General features: G+C 41.1%; 13 protein-coding genes. 12 read left to right on the top strand and 1 reads right to left on the bottom strand.

The genetic code is table 11. The features are described from left to right. The first annotated feature begins 25 nt into the window (after nt 1-25). From B3E92_RS18285 to B3E92_RS18240, 10 genes are all read left to right on the top strand, one after another. Nucleotides 26-1045: a 2Fe-2S iron-sulfur cluster-binding protein gene (locus B3E92_RS18285; RefSeq protein WP_286897833.1), complete on the top strand. Its 1020-nt coding sequence runs from the start codon at nt 26-28 to the stop codon at nt 1043-1045. A gap of 8 nt (nt 1046-1053) precedes the next feature. Continuing rightward, nucleotides 1054-2094, top strand: a complete 1041-nt coding sequence (gene nuoH / locus B3E92_RS18280; RefSeq protein ID WP_070560980.1) for an NADH-quinone oxidoreductase subunit NuoH — start codon at nt 1054-1056, stop codon at nt 2092-2094. 13 nt (nt 2095-2107) lie between these two features. Beyond that, entirely contained in the window at nt 2108-2617 is a 510-nt protein-coding gene (locus B3E92_RS18275; RefSeq protein WP_070560982.1) for a NuoI/complex I 23 kDa subunit family protein, read from the top strand. Nucleotides 2618-2628: 11 nt separating this feature from the next. Then, nucleotides 2629-3126, top strand: coding sequence for an NADH-quinone oxidoreductase subunit J (locus B3E92_RS18270; RefSeq protein ID WP_070560985.1), 498 nt, complete (start codon nt 2629-2631; stop codon nt 3124-3126). After that, nucleotides 3126-3455: an NADH-quinone oxidoreductase subunit NuoK gene (gene nuoK / locus B3E92_RS18265; RefSeq protein WP_286802490.1), complete on the top strand. Its 330-nt coding sequence runs from the start codon at nt 3126-3128 to the stop codon at nt 3453-3455. The genes B3E92_RS18270 and nuoK overlap by 1 nt, the downstream gene beginning before the upstream one ends. Before the next feature lie 18 nt (nt 3456-3473). Continuing rightward, entirely contained in the window at nt 3474-5396 is a 1923-nt protein-coding gene (gene nuoL / locus B3E92_RS18260) for an NADH-quinone oxidoreductase subunit L (protein WP_070560989.1), read from the top strand. Nucleotides 5397-5410: 14 nt separating this feature from the next. Next, entirely contained in the window at nt 5411-6853 is a 1443-nt protein-coding gene (locus B3E92_RS18255; RefSeq protein WP_286897831.1) for a complex I subunit 4 family protein, read from the top strand. A gap of 17 nt (nt 6854-6870) precedes the next feature. Then, nucleotides 6871-8247, top strand: a complete 1377-nt coding sequence (locus tag B3E92_RS18250) for an NADH-quinone oxidoreductase subunit N (protein WP_070560993.1) — start codon at nt 6871-6873, stop codon at nt 8245-8247. Between the two features lie 192 nt (nt 8248-8439). Next, entirely contained in the window at nt 8440-10914 is a 2475-nt protein-coding gene (locus B3E92_RS18245; RefSeq protein WP_070560995.1) for a DUF5686 family protein, read from the top strand. 5 nt (nt 10915-10919) lie between these two features. Further along, nucleotides 10920-11699, top strand: a complete 780-nt coding sequence (locus B3E92_RS18240; protein ID WP_286897830.1) for an enoyl-CoA hydratase/isomerase family protein — start codon at nt 10920-10922, stop codon at nt 11697-11699. Between the two features lie 165 nt (nt 11700-11864). Here B3E92_RS18240 and B3E92_RS18235 read toward each other — a convergent pair whose 3' ends face one another. Then, nucleotides 11865-12758, bottom strand: a complete 894-nt coding sequence (locus B3E92_RS18235; protein ID WP_070560999.1) for an AraC family transcriptional regulator — start codon at nt 12756-12758, stop codon at nt 11865-11867. A gap of 129 nt (nt 12759-12887) precedes the next feature. On the opposite strand from B3E92_RS18235, the gene B3E92_RS18230 reads away from it, so the two are divergent. Continuing rightward, nucleotides 12888-14264 carry a sugar porter family MFS transporter gene (locus B3E92_RS18230; protein ID WP_070561001.1) on the top strand — a complete coding sequence of 459 codons (1377 nt, stop codon included), beginning with the start codon at nt 12888-12890 and terminating at the stop codon, nt 14262-14264. Nucleotides 14265-14327: 63 nt separating this feature from the next. Further along, a complete protein-coding gene (locus B3E92_RS18225) occupies nt 14328-17696 on the top strand; it encodes a DUF5107 domain-containing protein (protein ID WP_286897829.1) in 3369 nt (1122 codons plus the stop codon). Nucleotides 17697-17702 lie beyond the last annotated feature (6 nt).

Below are 17702 nucleotides of genomic sequence, written 5' to 3'. Positions count from 1 at the left end.
GCTGTAACGATAAATTAATTATATCATGGCAGAAGCGGAAGATGTAAAGTTTAAGGTCACCATCGATGGTATACCGGTAGAGGTTGCTCCTGGGACAAGCATATTAAATGCAGCGAGACAGATCGGTGGAGATATAGTCCCTCCGGCAATGTGTTACTACTCCAAACTGGAGGGAAGTGGCGGTAAATGCCGTACCTGTTTGGTCAAAGTCTCCAAGGGATCTGAAAAAGATCCGAGGCCGATGCCAAAATTGGTGGCTTCTTGTCGTACGACGGTGATGGACGGTATGGAAGTACAAAATATTACTTCGCCAGAGGTGGTGGAAGCAAGAAAAGGTGTTGTTGAAATCTTATTGATCAATCATCCCTTGGATTGTCCAATCTGCGATCAGGCTGGTGAATGTAAATTGCAGGATCTTGGGTATGAACACGGCAGCGCTAATACACGCTACGAATTCGATCGTCGTACCTTCGAACGAATTGATCTGGGCGATAAGATCCAATTGCATATGAACCGTTGTATCCTATGTTACCGTTGTGTTTATGTCGCCAATCAGTTGACCGACCAACGTGTACATGGTATCCTAGGAAGAGGAGATCACGCCGAAATATCGACTTATATTGAGAATGTCATCAACAATGATTTCTCAGGAAATGTTATTGATGTTTGTCCTGTGGGAGCTTTGACGGATAAAACCTTCCGTTTCAAGAACAGGGTATGGTTTACAAAGCCTGTCGATGCACATCGCGATTGTCCGACATGTTCAGGTAAAGTAACCTTATGGTATAAGGGAGAAGAGGTCATTCGGGTAACTGCTCGAAAGGATGAGTTTGGTGAAGTGGAAGAATTTATCTGTAATACCTGCCGCTTTGATCAGAAAAAAACAAGCGATTGGATTTTGGAGGAACCAACAGAAATAGATCCACATTCTGTTATTTCTGCCAATCACTACGAGTTATTTAATCCGCCAAAAGTCATTAAAGAAAATCCAATATTGCAGGAACAAAATCGGGAACAGTTAGCTAGATCGGAAAAATTGAAATAATCACAAACATGGAGTGGTCTTTTGTCATAGAAAAATTAATACTGGTGTCTGTTATTTTTGTTGTCACCCTGGTGATTGCGATGTATTCGACACTTGCTGAGCGTAAAATTGCGGGTTTTATGCAGGATCGATATGGTCCTGACCGGGCTGGTCTATTTGGTATCTTGCAACCGCTTTGTGACGGTGGTAAATTCTTCTTTAAGGAGGAAATTATCCCAGCAGGGGCACACAAAGTTCTTTTTATCCTAGGGCCTACCATCGCTATTATAACGGCCTGTATTAGCTCGGCGGTTATCCCTTGGGGACAGGAATTGCAAATTGGGGGGCGGGTCGTTTCCTTGCAGGTGGCCGACGTTAATGTTGGTATATTGTATATGTTTGGTGTGATTGCATTAGGTGTATATGGTATTATGTTGGGCGGCTGGGCTTCTAATAATAAATTCTCGCTTATGGGGGCTATTCGTGCAGCATCACAGAGCATCAGTTATGAGATCGCCATGGGATTGTCAATTATCGCTTTATTGATGGTGACACAAAGTCTCTCCTTAAAGGAAATCGTTGCGCAGCAGTCGGGTTTTGTCAATTGGAATATCTGGGCGCAGCCGCTAGGGTTTATCATTTTTATGGTCTGTGCTTTTGCCGAATGTAATCGGGTTCCTTTCGATTTACCGGAATGTGAGACAGAGCTTGTCGGTGGTTACCATACGGAGTACTCCTCCATGAAATTGGGACTCTATATGTTTTCCGAATATATTAACATGTTCGTTTCCTCTGCATTGATGGCATCACTTTATTTTGGCGGTTATAATTTCCCCTTTATGAATGATCTGGGATTGTCGGCCAATATGATCACGATCATCGGGGTAGTAGTATTCTTCATTAAAATATTGCTGTTTATCTTTTTCTTTATGTGGGTGCGTTGGACTTTACCACGTTTCCGCTACGATCAATTGATGAATCTGGGCTGGAAGATGCTGATTCCATTGGCAATTGCCAATATTGTACTCACAGGTGTATTTACATTGATTAAAGATACTTATTTCTCATAAGAAAGGACTTTTTATGCAACTAACCAATCGTAAAAAAGTAATTGAACAAAAACCGATGACATTTTCGGAAAGAATATACTTTCCGGCTATTATCAAAGGTTTGCGCATTACATTAAGGCATTTTTTTAAGAAAATTCCAACCATTAAATATCCGGAGGAAATAAGACCTTATTCGAAAAACTTCAGGGGGCAGCACTCGCTCAAACGTGATGAAGAAGGGCGTGAGCGCTGTACAGCCTGTGGATTATGTGCTTTGTCCTGCCCGGCAGAGGCGATTACAATGACTGCCGCCGAGCGGAAAAAAGGTGAAGAGAATCTTTATCGCGAGGAAAAGTATGCGTCGGTATATGAAATCAATATGTTGCGTTGTATTTTCTGTGGTCTATGTGAAGAGGCCTGTCCTAAAGAAGCGATTTATCTGGATGGACCGCATGTGACAGCAGATTACCTACGTAAGGATTTTATCTATGGAAAAGATAAATTGGTAGAACCAACTTTTGATATTACCAAATTAAAGAGCTAAACCAGGAAATTATGACAGTATTTTATTTTGTAGCCTTCTTGTCTATTTTCTTTGCGCTGCTGACCATTTTTACAAAAAATCCTGTACACAGTGTACTGTATCTGGTCATTACGTTTTTTACGTTTACAATACATTATATTCTTTTGAATGCACAGTTTTTGGCTGTGGTGAATTTCATCGTATATATGGGAGCCATCATGGTGTTGTTTTTATTTGTACTGATGCTGCTCAACCTGAACAAGGATACCGAACCCATGAAATCCAATCTGGTTAAGTTTATGGGTGCTATCGCCGGTTGTTGCCTATTGGTGACTTTCTTCGGTGTATACCGCGTATTTGACATTTCTAATCCCTTAACTGTTGTTAATCCGGAAATAGGGTTGGTTAAGAATCTGGGTAAGGTGTTGTTTAACGAATTTTTGCTTCCTTTTGAGTTATCATCATTATTGTTATTGACAGCAATGATTGGAGCAATATTATTAGCTAAGAAAGAACCTAAACAAATCTAATGGAAACATTTGTTCAACAGTTGCAGGGGGTGCCAATAAATCATTATCTGATTTTTTGTGCGATTATTTTCGTTATTGGTGTTATCGGTGTTCTTATTCGCCGTAACGTCATTATTATTATGATGTCTATTGAATTGATGCTGAATGCGGTGAATCTTCTTTTAGCTGCTTTTTCAGTGCAGCATGGCGATTCGTCAGGACAGGTCTTCGTCTTCTTTATCATGGCATTGGCAGCGGCAGAAGTTGCCGTAGGCCTAGCGATTATTATTATGGTATATCGGAATACGAAGTCTGTGGATATCGATTCCTTAAATAAACTTCGTTGGTAGAACTTAGAAATAAATACGATGAGTGAATTAGTTTGGTTGATTCCCCTTTTGCCCTTAATCGGGTTTATTGTGAACGGATTGGGTAGGAATGCCTTCTCCAAAGGTATGATAGGTGCTGTTGGCAGCGCTGTAGTGCTTATTTCTTTTGTATGCAGCTGTATTCTTTTCTCCGAAGTCTACCAAGCGAGGCAAGCTGGACAAGCAGGTATTATAGAACAACATGTATTTGACTGGATTGCGGTGGGCAATCTCAAGATCGGTCTGTCCTTTTTGGTAGACCCACTAAGTGCCATCATGCTCCTGATCGTTACAGGGATTGGTTTCCTTATCCATGTCTATTCGATTGGTTATATGCATCATGATCATGGATTTGGTAAGTTCTTCGCCTATTTGAATCTCTTTATCTTTTTTATGTTGCTATTGGTATTGGGATCCAATTACCTGGTCATGTTCATCGGCTGGGAAGGTGTAGGGCTATGTTCTTATTTATTGATCGGCTTTTGGTATAAGAATAGTTCGTATGCGAATGCGGCAAAAAAAGCATTTGTGATGAATAGAATAGGTGATTTAGGTTTTCTACTTGCGGTATTTTTAATCCTTGGAACTTTTGGATCCTTAGAATTTTCAACTGTATTTCCTGCGGCCAAGAATTTTGCTGTTGGTGATATCACAGTCGTTAGCATTACCATTTTGTTGTTTATTGCTGCAACAGGTAAATCGGCGCAGATACCTTTGTTTACTTGGTTGCCAGATGCCATGGCTGGCCCAACCCCCGTCTCGGCCCTGATTCATGCGGCAACGATGGTTACGGCCGGTATCTATATGATTGCACGTTCCAATGTACTGTTTATCCTTTCACCGTTTACCTTGCAGCTCATTTCTGTGATCGCTATTTGTACAGCGCTATTGGCTGCTGCAATAGCATTGACACAAAATGATATTAAGAAAGTATTGGCTTATTCCACCGTTTCACAATTGGGCTATATGTTTCTTGGCCTTGGTGTCGGAGCATTTACGGGAGCGTTTTTCCATGTATTGACGCATGCCTTTTTCAAAGCCTTACTATTCCTGGGGGCGGGATCTGTTATACACGGTATGAGTGAAGAACAGGATATGCGAAAAATGGGAGGCTTGAAGAAAGCAATGCCTATTACTTATCTGACGATGTTGATGGGGACAATCGCGATTGCAGGAATTCCACCCTTCTCCGGCTTCTTTTCCAAAGACGAAATATTGGCAGGGGCATTTGCTGCGAGTCCAGTTTTATGGGGTTTAGGTTTTATTGGTGCATTAATGACGGCTTTCTATATGTTCAGGATGTTGTTTATGACCTTTTCTGGAACATTCCGTGGTACGGAAGAGCAAAAGCATCATTTGCATGAATCTCCAAAGAGTATGACAGTGCCACTCATTGTATTGGCTATACTTTCTGTGATCGGAGGAGTGATCAATTTACCAGCTGTTTTGGGTGGTAACCATTGGCTTGAGGATTTCCTGACGCCAGTGTTTTCAGAGGGAAAAGCGATAATGCCTGCAACTCATCATTTGGAACATAGTACGGAATATTTACTCATGGGCATTTCTGTTGTTGGAGTATTGATTATGGTTGCTTTGGCTTTTCATAAATACGTTAAACGACAACAGCTACAGGAAGAGGGCGAAGGTACGCGTGGTTTCTTGGGCAATCTTTCTTACCATAAGTTTTACGTGGATGAGCTCTATGATAGCATCATTGTACGTCCCATCAATTGGCTCTCGGCTTTCTTCGGAAATGTCGTGGATCAACGTGGTATTGACGGTGTTGTTAATGGGGCCGGTAAGGCAACATTTGATACGGGAAAGGTATTGCGTTTGCTCCAGAATGGTAATGTTGGTTTTTATTTATTGATGATGGTAATTGGGGTGATTGCCATTTTCATCTATGGATTGTTGAGTCTTTAATTTTGGTGTAATCGATGGATAACTTGTTTTTACTTATTTTATTGCCGTTAATAAGCGCATTGATTCTAACGTTCTTAAAGACCAATGCTGCAAAGTCTATTGCCTTGATTTTATCATTACTGTCTTTGGCTTTGACTATTCCGTTCCTCTGTACTTTCGACGCAAATGGCGGAATGCAATTTGAACAAAATTGGCTATGGATTTCTTCGTTGCATATTCATTTTCATATCGGCGTTGATGGAATTAGCTTGCCGTTGATCTTATTGACAAATGGATTGATGCCTTTAATCATTGCTACAACCTTTAAGAAGGAGTATAAAGGAAACTTTTATGCATTAATGGCTTTTATGCAAGCGGGCTTATTGCTCGTATTTATGGCCCTGGATGCTTTTACTTTTTATGTGGGTTGGGAGATTGCCTTGATACCGATTTATTTTATTTGCGCGCTTTGGGGTGAAGGAGATCGTATTCGCGTAAATTTGAAATTTTTTATTTATACTTTTTTGGGTAGCCTTTTGATGTTGATCGGTATTCTTTATCTCTATCAACAAGTGCCCAACCTTGATTTTGAATGGACCTCATTTATTGCCTTAGATTTGGGAGAAAATACGCAGCGGTGGTTATTTTGGGCATTTTTTGTCGCTTTCGCCATCAAAATACCAATTTTTCCTTTTCATACTTGGCAACCCAATACGTATACAAATGCGCCAGCGGCAGGCACGATGTTGTTGGCAGGTATCATGCTCAAAATGGGGGTTTACGGTTTAATGCGTTGGCTATTGCCTATCGCACCAACTGGTGTTGCGCTGTATGGGCATTTTGCAATGATCTTATGCGTTATTGGGATCGTTTATGCTTCCATTATCGCAATTAAACAGGACGATGTGAAGCGATTGATCGCGTATTCGTCAATAGCCCACGTTGGCTTAATTAGTGCCGGTGTCTTCACATGGAATACGAATGGCCTGAGTGGAGCAACTATTCAAATGTTAAATCACGGTATTTCTGTGATCGGGCTTTTTTATGTGTTGGATATTATACAGCAGCGCACACAGACACGTAGTCTCACAGCGCTTGGCGGAATAGCAAGCAAGGCGCCTCGTTTGGCCATCTTCTTTATGATTATTTGTATGGGGGCAGTGGGTTTACCATTAACGAATGGATTCATTGGTGAGTTTTTATTATTGAAAGGCGTTTTTCAGTATGGATTTTGGTTTGCTGTTTTCGCGGGTCTAACCTTAATTCTGGGCGCAGTTTATATCCTTAGGCTTTACCAAGGAACGATGTTGGGGGAAACGACCGAAAAAACTGTACAATTTGAAGATGTAAAAGGAACGGAACTTATTGTATTGACAGTCGTCTCCGTCTTGATCCTTTATATTGGTATATTTCCTAATTTCCTATTGAACCTTTCTGCAGGTTCCGTGGAAGTTTTAAGTACATTTTTAGGCAGATAATAGATATATTTAATTGTATGGGTGCAATAATTACACTTTCGATATTAGCATTAGTCGTCCTTTATCTTGGTTTATTCAAGATGAAATCTATGCTACTGCCTGTTTCTATTCTTGGCTTCTTGGTCGCTATTGGTTTTTTATGGAATGATTGGACTTCGACCAGAGGACCGCTCTATAGTGGGATGGTTCATTTTGATCATTTTGCTATTGCCTTCTCAATCTTATGTATCGCAGTTACCTTGTGCATTTTTGTTATCTCAAAGGGATATTTTGATGAGGAGGGACAAATTGCGGAATATTATTCCTTATTAATTTTCTCCCTCACAGGTGCTGTTCTTGTGAATAGTTATCATAATTTTTCAATGCTTTTTTTAGGTATTGAAATTATGTCTGTAGCGCTTTACATTTTGGTCGGTATACGTAAAAGAGACAAAGCATCAAATGAAGCTGCATTGAAGTACTTTTTGATGGGGGCTTTCTCTACGGGCTTTCTATTGTTTGGTATTGCCCTTTTGTACGGTGCCACAGGATCATTTGATTTAAGTGAAATCAAAGACTATGTTGTCAATAACCCGCAGGCAATTTCACCGTTGTTTTATGGGGGTATATTGCTTCTCATTGTAGGACTGACGTTCAAAGTGGGCGCTGTTCCATTTCATTTTTGGACACCAGATGTTTATGATGGGGCTCCGATATTGATTACGAGTTATATGAGCACCGTGGTTAAAGTTGCTTCTTTTGCTGGATTGTTACGTTTATTCAGTTATAGTCTATTGCCTTTACAAGATTTTTGGACGCCGGTTTTCTTAGTGATCGCCATTCTCACCTTATTTGTTGGAAATATTTCTGCATTAATGCAGTCTTCCTTCAAACGTATGCTTGCTTATTCGAGCGTTTCGCATGCCGGGTATATGTTATTTGCGATTGTAGCAGTTGGGGCTACCTCGGCTAATAGTATCTTTGCTTATGGCCTTGCCTACTCTCTAGCCACCATTGTTGCTTTTACAGGATTGATCCTAGTCAAGAAAACGACCGGTTCTGAACATTTTGAAGCTTTCAATGGCCTGGGCAAACGAAATCCTTTGCTAGCATTTGCCATCACGATAGCAATGCTTTCTCTTGCGGGTATACCACTGACAGCTGGATTTATCGGTAAGTTTATGATGTTTTCTTCTGTTATGGAAAATTATCATATTGTTTTGCTTGTATTGGCTGTAATCAATGCAGGAATTGCAGTGTATTACTACTTGAAGGTTGTTGTTGCGATGTACTTTAGAGACAGTGACGAATCCTGTGTCAATGTACAGTGGAATTATTCATTTGTGTTATTCCTTGCCGTAGCGCTTACAATCTTAATTGGGGTATATCCAGACTGCCTTTTAAAATTAATATAAAGTTTCTGTTAAAATACTTGTTGTTTATTAGAGCATGGCGATTTCGCTGTGCTTTTTTTATTTTTATTGGTATAACTCTTGCATACAAATTGTATATTGTAAAAAAGAAATCCTATCAAATTGCAGATGGCGTTTAAAGTGTGTGTTAAATCTTTTTCGATTCGTGTTTTAAGTGTGTTACTATTCTTCTATATGGGTGGAAAAGTAATTGCACAGGACTTTATTCGTGGAAAGGTCATTGATGCACAAACAGGCAAGGGTATTTCAAGGGTTTCAATTAACTGGCTTGATGGAGATAGCGGTGGTAGCAGCGATACCCTTGGGTTTTTTAAGATTCTGGATATCAAGAAATACAGACAGCTTGTCTTTGGAGCGGTGGGGTATGAGCGGCGTACGGTGGATGTTCGTCGTTTACAGGATTCAATGCTGACCGTGCACTTAATTGCCTCAAATAACACATTAGAGGAGGTCGTGGTCAATCGAAAAAACAAAAAAACCAAAGATCCTGCTATAGCACTGATTGAACAGGTTATTGCACATCGACCACAAAATCATTACACCCGCATACCTGAAATTCGTTTTGATGAGTATGAAAAGACGCAGTTTGGTTTTGTCAATCCTGAAGATAAAGCGAAGAAATTTCCGAAACCATTCCGATTCCTCTTTGAAAATATAGATTCTACCGCTTTTCGGGGGCAAACCATTGCACCCTTTTATTTGGAAGAAAACTATGCAAATGTCTATTCATCCCATAATCCAGATCGTAGTAAGAAGATTGTCATCAGCCACAACCAGACCGAATTAAATCCACGCTTTTTTAACAATGACAATTGGCAGACGCGGTTTCAAACGATACTCCGTGATGTTGATCTTTATGATAATACAATTCAGATCACAAACAAAGGAGTCTTGAGCCCAATTGCTGCAGGTGCTACAGCGTTTTATAGGTACAAAATTCAAGATACGGTCAAGATTGAAGGCAAGGATTATATTGAGCTCCATTTTGAAGGTAAATCGGCTATTGATCTGCTCTTCTACGGTGATCTTCTGATCTCAGATGATACAAGGTATGCTGTTCATCGCGCGACTTTGAATATCGGACGTTCTGCAAATATCAATTGGATTAATGACGTGCAAATAGATCTTAGCTATAGTGAATTTAAAAATGGTAGCATGCTCCCTGTTCGTGCAGATCTAAAAATGTTATTTGGTGGGAGCAAGTCAGATGTATTGTATGGACGCAGGGAAACCCAATACTTGGGACATCGCACAGATTCTATTTCGAATGAGAATTTTGCTGGTGTACCAGTTGAAAAGAGGTATCTCCTCCAGTCCGCACCGCAGGTGCCCATTGTAGGGGTTAGACCAACTCCGTTAAGCCATGCTGAATTAGGAGCCTATCAAAAGGTTGATTCGGTACAGAATATGCGTTCTTTTAATCAGTTGGTCGCATTGGGTTATTTGTTAGCAAAGGGATATTATAATGCCGGGAAAGTTGAATTTGGTCCACTGGAATATCTTTATAGCCGCAATAATTACGAGGGGAATCGTGTGCGCCTGAGTGGTCGGACGACGCGTTTATTTTCGGAAAAAGCCTACATTGAAGGATACACAGCCTATGGCGATAAGGACAAAGAGCTAAAGTACTACCTGAGTACGGCATTTACTTTAAATGGAGAACGTATTGTTCAGTTTCCGGCAAATTATTTACGCTTTACAGTACAGCATGACGTCATGGAACCGGGGCGAGGTTTGGGTTTTTTAAAAGGGGATGGTTTCTTCCGTTCTTTTGGGAAAAACAGGCCTAATAAATGGCAATTTAATGATATCTATCGTATCGATCATCTGATCGAATTTGGGAACCATGTTAGCGTAGGAACGGCGTTTACGCATACTCGCAGACAACCGCGCGCTGACTTGTTTTATATTAATAGCCTACCTTTACCTGATACTGTCCGACAAGTCAATACAAATGACCTACAGCTGATTTTACGTTGGGCTCCGAATGAAGAATTTACTTATCATAATCTCGACAGAGGAACCGTAGAAAACAAATATCCCATTTTTACCCTGCAATATAATAAAGGACTGAAAGGATTTTGGGGCGCAGACTATAGTTATGATGCATTACGCTTTAGCATTTTCAAACGACTATTTTTATCCCCAGCGGGGCAGGCGGATTTTGAATTTTCAGGAGGAAGAATTTGGGGGAAACATCTGCCTTATACCTTACTGGAACTCCCTGACGTCAATAGAGATAAGCAGGGACCGTTGGTGAATTTTGACTTGATGGCTACCTCGGAATTTGTTTCAGACCAGTTTTTGAAACTGACCTATTACCACAACTGGAATGGTTTCTTTTTCAATAGAATTCCGTTGTTCAGGCGGTTAAAATGGCGTGAAGTGACGGGATTTAAGGCTTTTTATGGAAAGTTAAGCGATGCCAACAACCCCTTTGTAACGCCCGAAAATATTCAGTTTGAAGCGGACAAAAATGGTATTATCCAAACAAAAGCAGTGCGTAACAAACCGTATGTAGAAGGGCTAGTGGGGGTGGATAATATCTTTAAATTGATTAGATTAGAGTATAAAAAGAGATTAAGCTATAGTGGTGGTGAAGGCATACCTTCTGATACCTTTACAGCATCCTTACATTTTAATTTTTAGCAATTATGGTCCAATATTCAAATTTAAATTATGTGATTAAAGATAGCATCGGCTATGTTATCATTAATCGCGAACCCCAGCTGAATGCGTTGAATCAGGAAACCCTTGACGAATTGCAAGATATCTTCATGCATTTCAATGCCGATGACCACGTAAGAGGTATTATCCTGACAGGCGCTGGGCTTAAAGCATTCGCTGCAGGGGCAGACATTAAGGAATTTATGGATTTATCTGTAATTCAAGCACGGTGGCTCAGTGAACGAGGACATATTATTTTTTCGGACCTTATTGAAGGTTCTCCGAAGCCAGTTATTGCTGCAATAAATGGGTATGCTTTAGGCGGAGGGCTGGAGATGGCTTTAGCCTGCCATATTCGTATAGCGTCTGACAATGCAAAAATGGGACTACCGGAGGTTTCTTTGGGACTGATTCCGGGTTATGGTGGTACGCAGCGTTTACCCAAGTTGATCGGAAAAGGACAGGCTATTCAAATGATTTTAACGGGTGATATGATTGACGCGCAGCGAGCCTATGAACTAGGATTGGTCAATGAGGTGATCGCACAGGATAAACTAATTGCCCGTGCGGAGGAAATACTCCATAAGATATTTACGCGCTCTCGCGTTGCAGTGGCAAATGCTATTACTGCTATTAACGCTGCTGAAGATAAACAACAAAACGGGAGTAAGGTGGAAATGGATGCTTTCGGACATCTGTTCGGAACAGAAGATTTCAAAGAAGGTGTTTCCGCATTTTTAGCGAAAAGGACACCCAATTTTGAATAATACCGCAGCATTTCGCTAAATGCTATATTGCCGTGTATTGTCAGGTTTGAGTATCGATGAAGAGGTAAAATAAGACCAAGAAAGGAGGTTCGGATTGAGCGCCAATCGTTTTGCGGCATTGGTTAAGATGGCTCATGAATCTGAATCAGAAAGCTTTAACCGACATTATTTTTGATATTTTTTGCGATATTCCTGTGGCGACATTTTCATTTCCCGTGTAAACGCTTTTGAAAAATGAAAGGGGTCATAAAAATGGAGTTTGAATGCGATTTCTTTAATCTTAAGTAGGGTAAATTGCAGATAGGAGCAAGCCCTTTGCATACGGAGTTGATTGTAATACACCATGGGTGGGTAAGATGTTTTCTGCTTGAACAAGTTAATAAGATGTGACTTGGAATAGTTGAAATGTGCTGAAATATCATCCAAGTTGATATTGTTTTCCAGATTGTCTTTCATAAATATAATGATGTCCTGTATGATATTATCTACTTGAATTCGGTTACCTTCTCTAAACTGAGCCTGATATTGAATGGACGCTAAAAAATATTGAAAGCAAAAACTCGTATACTCCAAATTTTCTGGACTATACCCCATTTCCAGGTTTTTGTAGATGCTCTCGAAGAGCTGGATGCGGTTGGCATGTTTGTTTGAATCCGCGTCATCTATATGAATCACTTCGCCCATGATATGTTGAAAAAGAACTGCATCTGTGCCGTCGAAATGAATCCAATAGATGCTCCAGGGATCATTTGATTTTGCTCCATAGCAATGAGCGCTATCTCTCGGGATAATGTATATATCGTTTCTTTTAAGGTTGTGCGTTGTTTCATCCTGTTTTATCCAACCGCTTCCATCTTCGCAATAAATCAGAATATATTCCTTACATCCTTCTTGACGATCACGGTAGTGTTTTTTAGCATTGGGATAATAGCCGATATGTGTGATGTGTAATTTTGATGTGATGTTGTTGCCTGTCAGGTAATTGCATACGGCATAGGGAAGGACAATCGCCTTTTCTCCTTTGAATCCTTCAGCGATGACATCTTGGTTTTGTTTCATAGATCGAGCTTATTTTTGGTTATTCGTATAAAAATAGTAATATTTTACATGTTTATCGTGTTCACTTACATGATTCTCCCCAAGTATTCCATTAATTTTACCTAAGTAAATCTAAATATGTAAACTCTTATGCAAAAGACTGCGACGACCTATCTGCTATTGATCACTTTTGTGGCTGCTATCGGTGGATTTCTATTTGGGTATGATTGGGTAGTTATTGGTGGTGCAAAGCCATTTTACGAGGCTTATTTTCATTTGGAGTCCGATCCTGCCTTGCAGGGGTGGGCCATGTCTTCGGCGATTGTGGGAAGCTTCGTTGGTGTACTACTCTCGGGGGGATTGGCCGATCGCTATGGCAGAAAACCGCTGATTTATACTGCTGCAATTTTATTTATAATGTCTGCAGTGGGAACCGGTATGGCGTCCGAACTGGACACTTTTATTATCTATCGGATTTTGGGCGGGATAGGTATTGGTGTAGCCTCCAATTTGGCACCGATGTATATTGCTGAGATCGCCCCTGCAGAAAGTCGAGGGAAATTTGTATCGATCAATCAGTTGACCATTGTACTGGGCATCCTTGCAGCACAAGTGGTCAATTGGCTCATTGCAAAGCCGGTTTTAGCCGGAGAATCTATGCTAGAAACCTGGAATGCGCAAGAGGGGTGGAGATGGATGTTTTGGGCAGGAGCGATCCCGGCAGTCATTTTTTTATTGCTACTTTTCCTGATTCCTGAAAGTCCGCGCTGGTTATATACAAAAGGGAAGCACGAACAGGCAAAACGTGTGTTTTTACGCATGGGTGGAGAGGAGTATGCAGCAGAAAATATACGTTCTATTGCCGAGGCGGCTGAACTAAGTCAGGCTAAATCCCGAAAGAGAAATTTATTTCAGGGGAAACTGCTGCGGTTGCTACTGCTAGGGAGTTTTATTGCGGTTTTTCAGCAGTGGTGTGGGATTAATGTTATTTTTAATTATGCCCAGGAAATCTTTACAGCTGCTGGATATACGGTTTCGGGGATGCTTTTCAATATTATTATCACTGGCGTGATCAATGTCATTTTTACATTCATTGGCATGTATCTGGTTGATCGAATTGGTCGTCGCGCATTGATGCTTTTCGGATCAGCAGGCCTTTTTGTGATTTATATTGCCTTAGGAGCATGTTATTATTTCAATTGCAGCGGCATTTTTGTGCTTCTCCTTGTACTGGCCGGAATTGCGGTGTATGCGATGACCTTGGCTCCTGTAACTTGGGTAATTATCGCCGAAATATTCCCTACCGCTGTAAGGGCGCAGGCCATGGCGATTGCAACATCGTTATTATGGATTGCATGTTTTGTGCTCACCTATACGTTTCCTTTACTGAATCAAAACCTGGGAGCAGCTGGTACATTCTGGCTGTATGGTGGAGTCTGTTTTATCGGTTGTCTGTTTCTATGGAGCCGATTGAAAGAGACCAAAGGAAAAAGCTTAGAAGAAATTGAACAAGAACTGGAAGGATAATTGGCACCCGGATAATCAACTGAATCAACTCGACCTATATAAACCTATTAGCGTATTAAGAAAATGACAGAATTGACTCGTTACCTCATAAAATCAACAGTGGATCAAAAAGGGATCGTAAAAGCATGGGAGGAGCAAGTTGCTATTCCAACATACGAGATTGGAACGATGGAGAAGAATCCCATATTTGCAGAAAAACGCGTATATCAAGGTAGCTCAGGGGTAGTATATCCCTATCCAATCATAGAGAAAATTAGCGATCAGAAGCGAAACAAGATCTATCAGGCGCTATTTCTTGAAAATGAATATATTAAGGTAATGATTCTTCCAGCCTTAGGTGGGCGGGTTCATATGGCTTATGATAAAGTCAGAGAACGGCATTTTGTTTATTATAATGAAGTGATCAAGCCGGCTTTGGTAGGGCTTACTGGCCCTTGGATTTCGGGGGGGATTGAATTCAATTGGCCCCAGCATCATCGACCGACTACTTTCATGCCAACAGAGCATTTAATCGAACACAATAGCGATGGAAGCATTACGGTTTGGTGCAACGAAATCGAACATATGTTTCGGATGAAGGCCATGCAGGGATTTACTTTGCATCCCGATAAAGCATATCTAGAAATTAAGGTTCAGGTATATAATCGGACAGCATTGCCACAAACCTTTCTGTGGTGGGCCAATCCGGCTGTTGTTGTGAATGATGACTATTTTTCCGTCTTCCCTCCCGATGTCAATGCCGTTTTTGATCATGGAAAGCGAGAGGTTTCCTCTTTTCCGATTGCTACGGGGACCTACTACAAGTACGATTACTCAGCTGGTGTTGATATAGCACAATACAAGAATATTCCTGTTCCGACATCCTATATGGCCATTCAATCGAAATACAATTTCGTTGGCGGCTATGAGGCCGGTGAGACCAATGCGGGGATGTTGCATGTGGCCGATCATCACATTTCACCCGGGAAAAAACAGTGGACCTGGGGAAATGGTGATTTTGGTGTCGCCTGGGATAGAAATTTGACCGATGAAAATGGACCGTACATAGAATTGATGGCCGGTGTATATACCGATAATCAGCCTGATTTTGCTTGGTTACAACCCTATGAAGTGAAATCCTGGTCTCAGTATTTTATGCCTTACGCAGAAGTCGGACAGGTGAAAAATGCAACAAAAGATGTGGTGCTCAATATGGAGGTTAGGGAGCAGACCGCTCACATTGTCTTATATACAACGGGGACGTATGAAGGTATACGTATTTTGTTACGCAATACGGCAGGTAAAATCTATTTGGACGAACAAACGGACTGTTCTCCTCGGAATATTTATACCCAAAGTGTTGCTGGATTGGACAGTGATCCAACCGAACTCCTATTGACTGTGTACGATAAAAATAACCATGAAATATTGGTCTACCAGCAAGAGGAGGCAAAGGATGCTAAAGACATACCCAAACCAGCACAGGCAGCATTGCTACCCGAAGATATTCGTTCTATCGAAGAATTGTTTTTGACGGGACAGCATTTGGAACAGTACCGACATGCAACTTATAATCCATTGGATTATTATAAGGAAGCGCTGCGACGTGAACCGAACGATATCCGATGTAATAATGCAATGGGTGTTTTCTTGTTGCGAAGCGGTAAGATAAAGGAGTCTATTCCTTATTTTGAGACCGCTATCGCACGCGCTACGGAGCGTAATCCCAATCCTTATGATGGAGAACCTTATTACAACCTAGGTGTAGCTCTGCAACTATCTGGGGATTTGAATGGAGCTTATGCAGCTTTCTACAAAGCAACATGGAATGCAGCCTGGAAGGACTCTGGCTATTTTGGTTTGGCACAAATTGATGCAAAGAGAGGCGATTGGAAAGCTGCTTTGGAAAAAATAGATCACTCATTGAGCCGAAACTGGTATCACCACAAAGGACGACAGCTGAAGGCCTCTATTTTAAGAAAACTTGGGGCAAAAGATGCCGCTTTAGCATTTATTCAGGAATCAATGGAATTGGATCCCTTTAATATGGGCTGTCGATTCGAATGGTACCTGTTAAATAAAGAAGAATCCATTTTTTCTCCTATTCTCGATTTAGCGCGGGTTAATATTCATAGTGTGATTGAGTACGCATTGGATTTTGCGCATGCCGGTCTGTATGAAGAAGCATCGTTACTGCTGGAAAAAACCATTGAAGACGTAAGCTTAGTATACCCTATGGTATATTATACACTAGGTTATTTTGCGACCCAGTTAGGCTTGCGCGACAGGGCAAAGAGTTACTGTGATCAGGCCATGACTATGGATCCTACCTATTGTTTTCCAAATCGTTTGGAAGAGATTGCAATTCTCCGACATGCCATCGGTTTAAATAGTGCTGACGCAAAAGCCTCGTATTATTTGGGCAATCTTTGGTATGGAAAAAGACAGCATCAGGATGCGGCAGACTGTTGGGAGCATGCGATCCAATTGGATGGAGAGTTTCCTACCGTTTTTCGCAATTTGGCTTTAGCTTATTATAATCGGATAGGTAAGAAGAAGGAAGCCGTGACTTTATTGGAGCAGGCATTTTCATTGGATGAAACTGATGCACGTTTACTCATGGAGCTTCATCAGCTTTACAAAAAGGAGGGCCGTCCTTACAAAGAGAGGTTGGCGTTACTCGATCGATATCCGGATTTGGTGACGCTTAGAGATGATCTATTCTTGGAGCGGATCACCCTGTTTAATCTGTTGGGCGAATACGAGCGCGCGAAAACATTGCTTGCTTCCCGGCAGTTTAAGCCCTGGGAAGGAGGAGAAGGTAAGGTCTCTCGTCAATACACGATATGTCAGCTGGAATTGGCCAAAAAATCGATATTGCAAAATGAACCGCAGCAGGCGCTTTCCTTGCTAGAGGCAATTGATTATTATCCACATAATCTTGGTGAAGGTAAGCTGATTACCATGGAGCAAAACGACATTCACTATTATAAAGGGCTTGTCTATCGTTTATTGGGTCGGGAAGAAGAAGCTAAGGTTTATTTCTATAAAGCAACAGAAGGTGCTGATGAACCCCAGCAAGCCCTTTTCTATAATGATCCACAACCAGATAAGATATTCTATCAAGGTTTAGCCTGGCATGAGCTTGGTGATCCAGGGCGAGCTGAGCAACGCTTTCAATGTTTAATAGATCATGGAAAGTTATTTATTGACAAGCCCTTTAAAATAGATTATTTTGCAGTTTCCTTACCTGATATGGATATTTGCGAGGAAAATCTGGATGATAAGAATAAAATACATTGTCTGTATGTCATGGGATTGGGGTATTTGGGGAATGGGGATCGTGCTCTGGCAATGGATTATTTTGCACAAGTTCGGCAGTTGGATCCCAATCACCAGGGGAGCCAGGCTATCATGCATTCTTTCTTAGGTGAAACTTCTTTAAAGAATTAATTTCGT

This window comes from Sphingobacterium sp. UBA6317, assembly GCF_002440385.1.
GTDB lineage: Bacteria > Bacteroidota > Bacteroidia > Sphingobacteriales > Sphingobacteriaceae > Sphingobacterium > Sphingobacterium multivorum.
The sequence above is the reverse complement of the archived record's forward strand: the minus strand, read 5'-3'. Positions and strand labels throughout refer to the sequence as shown.

Bases quoted from the DNA above. Each gene is read 5' to 3' on its own strand.
- B3E92_RS18270 (WP_070560985.1), top strand. From the start codon at position 2,629: ATGACAGTATTTTATTTTGTAGCCTTCTTGTCTATTTTCTTTGCGCTG.
- nuoH (WP_070560980.1), top strand. From the start codon at position 1,054: ATGGAGTGGTCTTTTGTCATAGAAAAATTAATACTGGTGTCTGTTATT.
- B3E92_RS18285 (WP_286897833.1), top strand. From the start codon at position 26: ATGGCAGAAGCGGAAGATGTAAAGTTTAAGGTCACCATCGATGGTATA.
- nuoK (WP_286802490.1), top strand. From the start codon at position 3,126: ATGGAAACATTTGTTCAACAGTTGCAGGGGGTGCCAATAAATCATTAT.
- B3E92_RS18275 (WP_070560982.1), top strand. From the start codon at position 2,108: ATGCAACTAACCAATCGTAAAAAAGTAATTGAACAAAAACCGATGACA.
- B3E92_RS18230 (WP_070561001.1), top strand. From the start codon at position 12,888: ATGCAAAAGACTGCGACGACCTATCTGCTATTGATCACTTTTGTGGCT.
- B3E92_RS18255 (WP_286897831.1), top strand. From the start codon at position 5,411: ATGGATAACTTGTTTTTACTTATTTTATTGCCGTTAATAAGCGCATTG.
- B3E92_RS18235 (WP_070560999.1), bottom strand. From the start codon at position 12,758: ATGAAACAAAACCAAGATGTCATCGCTGAAGGATTCAAAGGAGAAAAG.
- B3E92_RS18225 (WP_286897829.1), top strand. From the start codon at position 14,328: ATGACAGAATTGACTCGTTACCTCATAAAATCAACAGTGGATCAAAAA.
- B3E92_RS18240 (WP_286897830.1), top strand. From the start codon at position 10,920: ATGGTCCAATATTCAAATTTAAATTATGTGATTAAAGATAGCATCGGC.
- nuoL (WP_070560989.1), top strand. From the start codon at position 3,474: ATGAGTGAATTAGTTTGGTTGATTCCCCTTTTGCCCTTAATCGGGTTT.
- B3E92_RS18245 (WP_070560995.1), top strand. From the start codon at position 8,440: ATGGGTGGAAAAGTAATTGCACAGGACTTTATTCGTGGAAAGGTCATT.
- B3E92_RS18250 (WP_070560993.1), top strand. From the start codon at position 6,871: ATGGGTGCAATAATTACACTTTCGATATTAGCATTAGTCGTCCTTTAT.